This is a genomic window from Chryseobacterium sp. SORGH_AS_0447 (genome assembly GCF_030818695.1).
Taxonomy (GTDB): domain Bacteria; phylum Bacteroidota; class Bacteroidia; order Flavobacteriales; family Weeksellaceae; genus Chryseobacterium.
The window spans coordinates 3,972,633-3,984,106 of the sequence record NZ_JAUTAR010000001.1 but is presented as its reverse complement, the minus strand read 5'-3'; the positions used below and the strand labels follow the sequence as shown (position 1 = coordinate 3,984,106).

Below are 11,474 nucleotides of genomic sequence, written 5' to 3'. Positions count from 1 at the left end.
CTTATGCTATTATGCTGCTGTCAATGACCTGGTTGTTCCAGGAAATATGGTTTATGTTTTTATCTGAATCAAAAAAGAAATCGATCCTGCCCAGTAGAAGCCCTGCCCATCCTACCTGGTTTACCAGAACATTTTTACCTGCTCTGTTGGTAAACGTCTGGGGTTCCGGTAAAAAAGTATGGGTATGGCCGCCAAGAATAAGATCTATATTTTCCGTTTTGGAAGCCAGAATCTTATCGCTTATTTTATTGGGTTCGTCTTTGTAATCGTAGCCGATGTGTGAAAGGCAGATCACAAGATCACATTTCTGTTCGTTTTTAAGGAAATCGGAATAATGTTGTGCTACCTCTACCGGATCCGAATATACGGTTTCTCCATACTGCTTTTTCCCTACGAGCCCCTCCAGTTGAATTCCTACTCCAAAAATTCCTACCTTGATTCCGTTTTTATTGAAGATCTTATAAAGTGAAGTTTTACCATCCAATACGGTGTTTTTAAAATCGTAGTTGGAACAGATAAAAGGGAATTGAGCGTTCGGAAGTACTTTTAAGAATCCGTTCAGGCCGTTGTCAAAATCATGATTTCCCATGGTGGAAGCGTCGTACTTCATCATGGACATCAGCTTAAATTCCAGTTCTCCTCCGAAAAAGTTGAAATAAGGCGTTCCCTGAAAAATATCCCCGGAATCCAAAAGCAGAAGATTCGGCTCCTGGCTTCTGATCTGCTGGATCAGGCTGGCCCTTCTGGCAAAACCTCCCTGGTTGGGATTTTTGGTATAGCTTTCATCAAAAGGTTCTATTCTGCTGTGCTGGTCATTGGTATGAAGAATGGTCAGTTTATTTGCGGATTTAAGATCGATGATCTTCAGCTCTTCCGCCATCATCATATTCGGAGCCAAAGCCATTGCCAGAGTTCCGCCACCTATTGCTTTTAAAAAACTTTTTCTATCCATTATTTCTTACCGATAAAATTTAAACGAACATCTGTATTGGGAACCACCTCAGGACTTTTTCTGAAATAATCGATAAAAAGATCCCTTAATTTAATTCCCGTCGGGATCATCTGTCCTTTGGAGAAAAATTTCATATTATCCCCGCCTAAAGCCAGGTAATCAGATGTGGCAATGTAATATTCCTGATCAGGATATACTGCTTTTCCATTAACCAGCGTTTTGGTAAGCTGTCCGTTGTTGGTTTCAATATATAAATGAGAAACCGGATTATTTACCTGATGTTCTGCATAATAATCGAAAAGCCCCTGAAGATCGGTGCCTTTCATTTTTACGATAATCACTTCATTTTCAAAAGGCATTACTTCAAATACGCTTTTCAGTAGAATATCGCCTTTACCGATGGTTGTACGGATCCCGCCGATATTGATCAGCGCTGCATCTACATTTTTCTGCAGATTTTTTTTTGCCCATTCATCAGCCCCGTCGAAGGTATAATCTGCTAAAAGATTACCTAGGTTACTATTGTCGCCCTGTTTTGTAAGATCCACATTGGTATGGGAGATCTTCTGGTTCATTTCCTTGTCCAGCTTCTGTTTATAGGGGGCAATTGTTTTTACAAACTCCTCATCATTCTTTAGCTCATTATTAATAGAAATATTCTTCCGGATCTCCACTTTTCCAAGATGCATGGAAGAGGCTGATGAAGCCGTCTTACAGCCGGATAGTGCAGCCAGGGCAATTCCTAATAACAAGAATTTATTTTTCATATACAGCAGATTATCGTTACAGATGTCCGCCGCAGATTTTTCCGGGGCGGTTTCATTCTGTCTTTTAGTATATGCAAATATAATTATATGTATAATAAAACATTAGTAATTATTAGAAATTCTTACCGTAAATTATTAAATTTGGCGAAAATTAATTCTAACAGATGAGCATTTTAAAAGGAGTAGGTGTTGCGCTGGTAACACCCTTTAATGAAGATTTATCCGTAGATTTCGACAGTCTCACCAGATTAGTGGATTATAACATCGAAAACGGAACCAATTATTTAGTAGTGCTGGGAACTACAGCGGAGGCGGCAACGCTTTCTGCTGAAGAGAAGAAGCAGGTAATTGAGCATATCATTAAAGTTAATAGTAAACGCGTTCCCCTGGTGTTGGGAATTGGCGGAAACAATACTCTTGAAGTAAAGAAACAGATCGAAGAAACAGACTTATCGGCGTTTGAAGCTGTACTTTCTGTATCTCCATACTACAACAAACCCAATCAGGAAGGCCTGTATCAGCATTATAAAGCATTGGCTTCCACAGGCAAGAATATTATCATCTATAATGTTCCTTCGAGAACAGGGCAGAATATTGAAGCGGAAACCACTTTACGCCTGGCAAACGAATTCCCGAATTTGTTCCTGATTAAAGAAGCGGCACCGAATATTCTTCAGTATTTTGATATTTTAAGAAAGAAACCGGAAGGCTTTAATCTGGTATCCGGAGATGACGAATATACACTTCCGGTAACACTGGCCGGAGGAAACGGAGTAATTTCAGTAATTGCCCAGGCTTATCCGAAAGAGTTTTCGACGATGGTTCAGCTGGCTTTTGACGGTAAGGTAAATGAAGCATACGAAATCCACAATAAGCTGGTAGACATTACGAGACTTATTTTTGCAGAAGGAAACCCATGTGGAATTAAAGCGGTTCTAACGGAAAAAGGGATCGTTAAAAATTATTTGCGATTGCCGTTGGTTCCTGCTTCTGAAAACCTTTATGCTAAAATAAAAGCCGAAATGGCAAACATTTAAAAGAAATTTCAGTTTGGTACCAGACTAAAAATTGTATGATAAAAAGGTGAAAGGTTGAATGCTTTTCACCTTTATTTTTGAATTTAAAATCATTGGAATTATGGAAATGGTAAAAGCGACAGAAAAAGATATTCCGGCTATTCAGGATCTCGCCAGAAGATCATGGGAAAATGCATATGCAGAAATTCTGTCCGGTGAACAGATGGAATATATGCTTTCCACGATGTATTCTGCATCAGAAATTGCAGAACAGCTGCAGAATCCTCGGTATCATTATTATTTAATTAAGGATGAAAGTGATGGTGTATTTGCAGGCTTTATCGGATATGAAAACGACTATGAGGAAAGGACGACAAAACTCCACAGGATTTATCTGGTTCCGGAAAGCAAAGGAAAGGGCATAGGGAAGTATGGTCTTGAATTTTTGAAGGAGAAAGTGGCCGAATATGGTGATGAAAGAATTATTCTGAACGTTAACAAATATAATCCGGCGAGGAATTTCTACGAATCCCAAGGCTTCAGCGTATATGACAAAGGGGTTTTCGATATCGGCAACGGTTTTGTAATGGACGATTATCTAATGCAATTACCTATTGAAAATCAAACAGATAAAAAATTTTTATAAAATTTTTTATAATTCTATTAAAAGTGATTTATAAATTTGTATATTTGCTTCAGAACCAAATCACGTAAAACAATACATTCATATGCTTGGTGCTAAGCTTTTTAGCTTTTTATCAGTATATTTTTTTCATCCTTAGTGTTTAAATTCCTGTATTTATCAATAATGCAGGAGTTTTTTTGCTCTGTGGTCAGTTACCTCTAGTTTATTACTAAACGGGATTATACTATTTATCTTAAATATTGAAGGTAAAAGGTATAGGATGAAAATATTTGTGAAATAGATTCCTACCCATTCGTTAGCAAGCCTCGGAGTATTAAAAAATAAAAAAAAGGCGATCTTTCAAAATATCTTTACCGTTTTGCAACATGCTGATCATTATATAGATATAGGAAAAATTTTGTGGAGATCATGATGGTTAATCGGAAATATCATGTACCAGAACTGAACAAAAATAAATTTATCATGCAAGAGTGAAAAAAATCGATTAATTATTTTGAAGTTAAAATTATTATACTATCTTTGTACTATAATATTCACATAATGGTGATAATTATTACCGGAAAGCAGCAGAATATTTTAGAATTTTTGCTTCAGAGTGTATAGTAAGAAATTGGTTTCGTTCGCGAAACTGCTTATATAAATCACAATGTTAATTTGAACAAAATGAATTATAGAATTTCCAATTAGAAAGCGCAGGAGATCTTTAAACAAAACGGTACAATCATGAAAACTTAAATGGAGTCGGAAGGCGTTATTCGTTTCATTAACCTTTCGGCGAAATATCAGTTAGTTTTTATAATAACAAGTTGGAAGATAATTCATTTTGTTTTTTTATTTATGAAATCGTAAACCAATCACATTAAAATAAATATTTTCAAACCAAATCACAAAATATTAAAGTAATTATCATCGAAGTAAAGTAATTTCTTCAAATAACAGTTTTATAAGGGGGACCGCATAAAGATTATGTCTTTGTGCGGTTTTTTTATGAGATTTTACTCCATTTGTTTTTACCTTTATAATTCCTCAGGTAATAATTTTTAATGATTTGATTGTCCGGTTTGGTAAGTAAAGGGTCGGCTTCCAGAATTTTTTCTACGGTATTCTTCGTCGTCCTGATAATGGCCGAATCGTTTACCAGATCCAGCTTTTTAAAATCGACAATACCGCTTTGCTGCGTTCCCAGGATGTCTCCGGGACCCCGAAGCTGCATGTCCACTTCAGAGATTTTAAAGCCATCGGTACTTTCCACCATAGTTTTGATGCGGGTTCTGCTGTCTTTAGATAATTTATCCGAAGTCATCAGAATACAATAGCTTTGCTCCGCACCACGCCCCACACGTCCACGCAGCTGGTGAAGCTGTGAAAGTCCGAATCTCTCCGAGCTTTCAATCACCATTACCGAAGCATTCGGGACATTAACTCCCACTTCAATCACGGTAGTCGCCACCATGATCTGGGCATTGCCGGAAGCGAAGTACGTCATTGCCGCATCTTTTTCATCAGGTTTCATTTTCCCGTGAAGCATCGTTACATTGTATTTCGAAAAATTATCCATGATATTTTCCATTCCTTCCATCAGGTTTCTGTAATCCAATGTTTCTGATTCTTCGATCAGAGGGTACACAAAATATACTTGCCGCCCTTTCTGAATCTCTTCCCGGCAGAAATTGTAGACATATGCCCGGTCTTTTTCTCTTCTGTGAGCGGTAATGATCGGTTTTCGTCCGATAGGAAGCTCATCAATCACGGAAACATCAAGGTCTGAGTAAAAGCTCATGGCCAAAGTCCGTGGAATAGGAGTGGCAGTCATCACGAGGATATGCGGCGGAATTTTATTTTTAGCCCAGAGTTTTGCCCGCTGTGCTACGCCGAAACGGTGCTGCTCATCGATAATAGCAAGTCCCAGATTTTTAAATTTAACCTTATCTTCCAGAATCGCATGAGTTCCCACAAGGATCGAAAGCTCGCCGTTTTCCAGCTCTTCATGAATAACATTGCGTTCGGATTTTTTGCTGGACCCTGTTAAAAGCCTGACGCTAACTTCCGTATTTTCCAGAAGTTCTTTTATTCCATTATAGTGCTGCTGGGCCAGAATTTCAGTCGGCGCCATGATGCAGCTTTGGAAACCGTTATCTTTGGCAATCAGCATCGTAAGGAGGGCTACCATCGTTTTTCCCGAACCTACGTCTCCCTGCAGCAATCTGTTCATCTGGATCGGACGCTTCATATCCATGCGGATTTCTTTCAGTACTCTTTTCTGGGCTCCCGTCAATTCAAACGGCAGATGGTTTTCGTAAAAATCATTGAAATAATCTCCGATTACCGGAAAAGGATTCCCGGCGGTATGGGTTTTATGATGTAGTTTCTTCAAACCGAATCCTAGCTGGAAAAAGAAAGATTCCTCAAATTTCAAACGGTAATTAGCCATTTCGAAATGTTCCATATCTTTTGGGAAATGGATGTTGAGATAGGTATGCTGTTTCGATAAAAACTTAAAAGCTTTCATCAGGTAATCCGGAAAGTTCTCATAAATAAGATTTGGGATTTCCTTACAGATATTTTTAATAACCACCTGAAAAAACCTTTGATTCAGTCCTCGCTTGGTTAACTTTTCCGAACTCGGATAGATTGGTCGCAGCCGTTTTTCCGTATCTTTTTTTTCCTCAATCTCAATTTCCGGGTGCGGCATGGAAAACTGGTGGTTGAAAACATTGATCTTCCCGAAAATATAGACTTCTTTATTTACCGGAAGCTGCTCTTTCAGCCATTTCGAATACTGGAACCAGACGAGATCCATAGAACCGGTATCGTCATTAAATTTGGCTGAAAGTCGTTTGGTCTTTCCGGTCTGTATTTCCTGAATGTTGGTAATTCGCCCTTTCAGCTGAACATCTGTTGAAAGCTCTCCCAGCTGGGCAATTTTATGCACCTTGCTTTTATCGAGATAACGGATAGGGAAAAAATTCAGGAGATCTTCCACCGTAGAAATTCCCAGCACACTTTTGATGAGCTTGGCTTTTTCGGGACCAATTCCTTTTACGTATTCTATGGAAGTTTCTAACGTCATTTTTAGAGAGCCACGAATTTCGGGAAAAATTAGAAATTAAAAAAGACTTTCGGGTCTGAAAGTCTTTGTAAGATTAATCTTTTATTTTTGATTTAAATTTCTTCTGGTAATCTTCCCACTGCTCCCGGGAACGTATTTTTTTGAAGAGGTCTTTGGAAATAAATTCAAGGTAGGGTTCCAGTTCCTTTGCGGACAACTCGCCCTGTAAGATCGTAATCGGACCTCCGTTTTCATCCAGGAATACCGTGCTCGGAACAGCGGCGACATTCATATACTGGGTAAATCCGTGCAGTGAATTTCTTCCTTTTTTATGTTCCTTATTTTCATTGGAAAACTTTCTGCCGAAGATCTCAACGGTTTTCTTTTCTTCTGCATTAAATTTTACCGGATAGTAATTTTCATTTAAAATATCGGCAATCACCTGATGACCGTACGTTTTTTTATCCATGATCTTGCATGGGCCGCACCAATCTGCGTAAAAATCGATCAGTATCTTTTTAGGATTTTCTTTTTGTGCTTTCAGGGCCTCTTCAATCGTCATCCACTTTACCTGCGCAAAGCTGAACGTCATCAAAAACAGGCAGAGTATGCTTATCACCTTCTTCATGATTTGGTATTTTAAGTAAAAGTAAGCATTTAGTCAGTTTTATTTCACATCCTGCATTAATTTTTTTACAAAAGGAGAAATCATTATTAATACAACACCGGCAATAACGGCGTATAGTCCCAATTGCTTATAACCATCAGTATACGTAATCAGTGAATCATAATTGGTGGAACCCTCTTTTGCCGTAGCAAGCCCTGCTCCGATGATTCCTGCAACATACTGACCGTAGGCGGAAGCCAGGAACCACATTCCCATCATCATTCCCTGAAGGTTTTTGGTGGATAGTTTTGTCATAATCGACAAACCGATAGGAGAAAGGCAAAGTTCCCCCAATGTAATCACCAGTAATGCAATGGTGAAAAAATTCAGTGAAGTAATGCCCTGGAGATCTGCAAAGAATCTGGTAGCAAATAAAATATAATATCCTAAGCCAAGGAATATAAATCCTAGTCCGAACTTGATAATTGTATTGGGTTCGATTTTTCTTTTATTCAGCCAGATCCATAACAGCCCGATTAATGGGGCAAGGAAAATAATAAAAAAGGCTCCTCCTGAATTATTGACACCGTTCGGATCCAGGCCTAATAAATCTTTATTTAAATTTTTAGCAGCGAAAATACTTAAAGAACCTCCGCTCTGCTCGTAAATTCCCCAGAATAAAATAGAAAACAGAATGAAAACCAGGGCGGCCCAAAGTTTTTTGCGTTCCGAAGGTGTCACTTTAGACATTTCGTAAAACAAATAAATTAAAGTCAGGGGTCCTACAGTCCACATGAAATAATCGGTATACTCTGTTTTAGCTACCATGATCATAATTATCGGAACAAAAATCAGCGATAAGGCATAGACTCCATATTCAAACCATTTCGGCATAGGAACGGATTTGGTTTCGTTATCAGGATGTCCCGGCTGCAGCCCGATGGGTCCCAGCATTTTTTGAGTAAAAAGAAAATTGATTAGGCTTATTACCATTACAATAGCTGCCAGTCCAAAAGCAACATTCCACCGTAAAGCTTCCGGAATGATTTTGGCTAAAATTTCACCTTTGCCGATAGCTATACAAAGATAACCTCCCAACAAAGCACCAAGATTAATTCCTGCATAAAAAAGTGAGAATCCTGCGTCTGCCCTTGAATCATTCGGCTTATACAGCTGGCCGACCATCGATGAAATATTGGGTTTAAAGAAACCGGTACCAACAACAGTAAACGCAATACCTAAGAAGAAAAATTTGTGAGGATCGGCTGCAAGAATCAAGCTTCCGACAATCATCAGAAGCCCACCCCAGAAAAGCGATTTCCTGAATCCTAAAATTTTATCGGCAAATAAGCCTCCGATAAAAGTAAAGGCATATACAAAAGCCTGGGTGGCACCGTATTGAAGATTGGCTTCACTTTCGTGAAAATTAAGCTGGGAAATCATAAAGAAGACCAGCATTCCCCTCATTCCGTAGAAACAGAAACGTTCCCACATTTCAGAAAAGAAAAGGCTCCAGATCTGTCTTGGGTATTTTCCTTTAAAATTCTGTATTTCGTTTAAAGTTAAATTCATAGTTGTATGATGGAATTTTTAATTAAAAGTTGGATGGTCATCCTGATCCAGTTCGAAACGGATGCGGTCCTGATCGATAAGCTGTTTCAGTTCCTCTTCTTTCGGAAGGTATAAAAGGTATTTGCTGGCAAAAAGATTATTCTTATCATTCAGCACGGAATATTTTACAATAGTTTCATCTTTTTCAGAACATAACAAAATGCCGATGGTAGGATTATCGCCTTCCCCGCGCTTCAGGTCATCGTACATTCTTACGTACATATCAATCTGGCCGATGTCCTGATGGGAAAGTTCACCGGTTTTAAGATCGATAATGACGAAACATTTCAGGATGTAATTGTAAAAGACAAGATCGATATAAAAATCGGAAGTATCAGTAACGATATGCTGTTGCCGTGCTACGAAAGCAAAACCTTTTCCGAATTCGAGTAAAAATTTTTGAATATGATCGATGATGGCGGTTTCAAGGTCTTTTTCGGAAATCTTCTCATCCGGTTTCAGTCCGAGGAATTCAAAAATATAAGGGTCTTTCAATACATTCTGAATTGTTTCTGCAGGACTCTTTTGTGGTTCGATTACCCTTTCATAAGCCAAAGAATTGATCTGGCGCTTTAAATCTCTGGAATTCCAGTTGTTCTGAATGGATTCGTTGATATAGTAGTCGATTTTTTCTGAATCACTAAGCTTTATTAATAATCGATAGTGTGTCCAACTCAATTGTTGACGCAATGCGTCAACAATTGGAAATGCAATAAAAAACTTACGCATATTGGAAAGATTGGTATAGTCAAACCCTTTCCCGAATTCCAGCGTCAGTTTTTTGGAAAGATTTTTTAAGGTGTATTTTCCATATGCAGCGCGCTCTTTTCCTTTCTGCTCCTCTTCAACAATCAGTTTCCCGATTTGCCAGTAGGTAAAAAGCAGGGTAGAATTGGCCATGCGGAATACTTTCTCGCGCGACTGGATCACCATCTCCTTTATCGACTGGAATAAAACGTCCTCAGAAATTTCCATCCTACGAAAATAAAAAAAACCTCTGACTTAGCAGAGGTTTACAATATATTTTATTTTAATGCAGATTAGTTTACACCGTGCATCATTTTCTTTAAAATCGGTGAAATTAAAGCCAGAATAACCGCTGCAATCCCACAAAGCACCACGAATACCATAAAGAATTCAAACAGGTTATGGATTTCGAATCCTGCAAAAGTCGGATTTTCCAATGGTAGCTGTGCCTTTTCAAAGGCGGCAACCTGTTCAGGGTTCAGAGTTACTTTTTTATCCAGAACGTCCTGAAGATTTACCCCGATTTCCTGTGCTTTGGAAAACTTATCTCCCGTAGCAGGAATCAGTGCTCCCAATGAACCTGCCAAAGCGTATCCGGCAGCATTGGAGATGAAGAATACCCCGTAAAGCAATGAAGCGAATCTTTTCGGAGCCAGTTTACCTACTAAAGATAACCCGATCGGAGAAAGACAAAGCTCACCACAGGTTTGGATGAAATATAACAGCATTAACCATTTGATGGCCAATAATCCTGAATTTCCAAGATCTTTTACGTTATGAGCAATAATGAAGTAGCTTAAAGCAATCAGGGCAAGACCCATTGCCTGCTTCATAGGGGATACCGGTTCTTTTCCTTTTGCTCTCAGTTTATCCCAGATCAAACTGAAAGGAACGGCCAATACCACTACGAAAATACCGTTGAAGATCTGAACCATTGAAGGCGGCATATTCCATCCCAGGATATTCCTGTCGGTCTGGTTATCGGCAATAAAAGTTAATGAAGAACCTGCCTGCTCGAAAGCAGCCCAGAAGAAAATAATAAAGAACGATACGATATAGATTACCCAGATTCTCTGTCTTTCCACTTTATTTTCGGCAGAGCTCATGATCAGGAATGCCAATGAAATACCGGCTGCATAAATGAAAGGATAAATAATTCCTTTGATCAGTTGTCCCATTTCCACGGCCTTAAATCCGAATTCTCCCACAAGAAGATATCTGAAAGCAAAGAATAAGATTACAAATAATCCTCCGGTAATTCCCAATGCCGTTCCTGAGAACTTAGCGGTCTGGGTTTCACCTTCTTCAAAATCAGCACTTGTATTATGTTTTGGTAATCCTCCGATCGGTCTTCCTTCCGGAGTTACTACATATTTATTTTTAAGGATAAAGAACGTGATGGTACCGATCACCATAGCAATTGAAGCTGCCAGGAATCCCCATTTGAAAGCGAAGATGTCTCTTACGCCTGTAGCAGCATCTTTTACATCCCCTACATACGGACAGATAAACTGACCCAGGAATGCCCCAATGTTGATCCCCATATAGAAAATGGTAAATGCCGAATCCAGCTTTGATTTTTCCTGCTTTGGATAAAGGCTTCCCACCATCGAAGAGATGTTCGGCTTAAAGAATCCGTTACCGAAAATGATAATGAATAAAGCCAGCCACATAAATGTTTTTGCACTGTCTATGCTTCCGGAAAATGTTGAAGCACTGATGAAAAGCAGAAACTGACCGATGGCCATTAAAGATCCGCCGATTAAGATGGCATTTCTGTTACCAATGTATTTATCAGCAATAAATCCACCCAAAAGCGGCGTAAGATAACACAAAGCTAAAAATCCGCCATAGATGATTGCTGCATCTGCTTCTTTAATCAATAAGGAATTTACCATGAAGAGCGTCAGAAGGGCTCTCATCCCATAAAAATTGAAACGCTCCCACATTTCGGTTCCGAAAAGAACCCATAATCCTTTTGGATGTCTGGAACCTTTATTCTCTACAAATTCATCCTGTTTCGGACTTAATGCATCAATATTATCCATTTTCTATTGTTAATTTTTGTTAAGACTGACA

At 38.8% G+C, this 11,474-nt stretch carries 9 protein-coding genes; 2 read left to right on the top strand and 7 right to left on the bottom strand.

Annotated features, from left to right (window positions below; translation table 11 throughout):
* Window position 1 precedes the first annotated feature (1 nt).
* Both QE422_RS18040 and QE422_RS18035 read right to left on the bottom strand, forming a co-directional pair.
* Window positions 2-952, bottom strand: a complete 951-nt coding sequence (locus QE422_RS18040; RefSeq protein WP_307461482.1) for a bifunctional UDP-sugar hydrolase/5'-nucleotidase — start codon at window positions 950-952, stop codon at window positions 2-4.
* Window positions 952-1,719: a 5'-nucleotidase C-terminal domain-containing protein gene (locus QE422_RS18035; RefSeq protein ID WP_307461480.1), complete on the bottom strand. Its 768-nt coding sequence runs from the start codon at window positions 1,717-1,719 to the stop codon at window positions 952-954. The genes QE422_RS18040 and QE422_RS18035 overlap by 1 nt, the downstream gene beginning before the upstream one ends.
* Before the next feature lie 164 nt (window positions 1,720-1,883).
* Between QE422_RS18035 and dapA the strand changes: the two genes are divergently transcribed.
* Together dapA and QE422_RS18025 are read left to right on the top strand one after the other, a co-directional pair.
* A complete protein-coding gene (dapA, locus tag QE422_RS18030; RefSeq protein ID WP_307461478.1) occupies window positions 1,884-2,756 on the top strand; it encodes a 4-hydroxy-tetrahydrodipicolinate synthase in 873 nt (290 codons plus the stop codon).
* A gap of 100 nt (window positions 2,757-2,856) precedes the next feature.
* The gene (locus tag QE422_RS18025; RefSeq protein ID WP_307461475.1) at window positions 2,857-3,381 is read left to right on the top strand and encodes a GNAT family N-acetyltransferase; all 525 of its coding nucleotides are present in this window, start codon (window positions 2,857-2,859) and stop codon (window positions 3,379-3,381) included.
* Between the two features lie 985 nt (window positions 3,382-4,366).
* On the opposite strand, the gene recG is transcribed toward QE422_RS18025, so the two are convergent.
* The 5 genes from recG to QE422_RS18000 form a co-directional block, all read right to left on the bottom strand.
* A complete protein-coding gene (gene recG, locus QE422_RS18020; RefSeq protein ID WP_307461474.1) occupies window positions 4,367-6,451 on the bottom strand; it encodes an ATP-dependent DNA helicase RecG in 2,085 nt (694 codons plus the stop codon).
* Window positions 6,452-6,524: 73 nt separating this feature from the next.
* Window positions 6,525-7,058 carry a thioredoxin fold domain-containing protein gene (locus QE422_RS18015; protein ID WP_307461473.1) on the bottom strand — a complete coding sequence of 178 codons (534 nt, stop codon included), beginning with the start codon at window positions 7,056-7,058 and terminating at the stop codon, window positions 6,525-6,527.
* Between the two features lie 39 nt (window positions 7,059-7,097).
* Window positions 7,098-8,609 (bottom strand): peptide MFS transporter, encoded by a 1,512-nt coding sequence (locus tag QE422_RS18010; RefSeq protein ID WP_307461471.1) that lies wholly within the window; start codon window positions 8,607-8,609, stop codon window positions 7,098-7,100.
* Window positions 8,610-8,627: 18 nt separating this feature from the next.
* The gene (locus QE422_RS18005) at window positions 8,628-9,623 is read right to left on the bottom strand and encodes a YhcG family protein (RefSeq protein WP_307461469.1); all 996 of its coding nucleotides are present in this window, start codon (window positions 9,621-9,623) and stop codon (window positions 8,628-8,630) included.
* 65 nt (window positions 9,624-9,688) lie between these two features.
* Window positions 9,689-11,443 carry a peptide MFS transporter gene (locus QE422_RS18000; RefSeq protein WP_307461468.1) on the bottom strand — a complete coding sequence of 585 codons (1,755 nt, stop codon included), beginning with the start codon at window positions 11,441-11,443 and terminating at the stop codon, window positions 9,689-9,691.
* Between the last annotated feature and the right edge of the window lie 31 nt (window positions 11,444-11,474).

Excerpts from the sequence above, each read along its gene's own strand:
- QE422_RS18035 (WP_307461480.1), bottom strand. The coding sequence starts at position 1,719 with ATGAAAAATAAATTCTTGTTATTAGGAATTGCCCTGGCTGCACTATCC.
- QE422_RS18005 (WP_307461469.1), bottom strand. The coding sequence starts at position 9,623 with ATGGAAATTTCTGAGGACGTTTTATTCCAGTCGATAAAGGAGATGGTG.
- dapA (WP_307461478.1), top strand. The coding sequence starts at position 1,884 with ATGAGCATTTTAAAAGGAGTAGGTGTTGCGCTGGTAACACCCTTTAAT.
- QE422_RS18000 (WP_307461468.1), bottom strand. The coding sequence starts at position 11,443 with ATGGATAATATTGATGCATTAAGTCCGAAACAGGATGAATTTGTAGAG.
- recG (WP_307461474.1), bottom strand. The coding sequence starts at position 6,451 with ATGACGTTAGAAACTTCCATAGAATACGTAAAAGGAATTGGTCCCGAA.
- QE422_RS18025 (WP_307461475.1), top strand. The coding sequence starts at position 2,857 with ATGGAAATGGTAAAAGCGACAGAAAAAGATATTCCGGCTATTCAGGAT.
- QE422_RS18015 (WP_307461473.1), bottom strand. The coding sequence starts at position 7,058 with ATGAAGAAGGTGATAAGCATACTCTGCCTGTTTTTGATGACGTTCAGC.
- QE422_RS18010 (WP_307461471.1), bottom strand. The coding sequence starts at position 8,609 with ATGAATTTAACTTTAAACGAAATACAGAATTTTAAAGGAAAATACCCA.
- QE422_RS18040 (WP_307461482.1), bottom strand. The coding sequence starts at position 952 with ATGGATAGAAAAAGTTTTTTAAAAGCAATAGGTGGCGGAACTCTGGCA.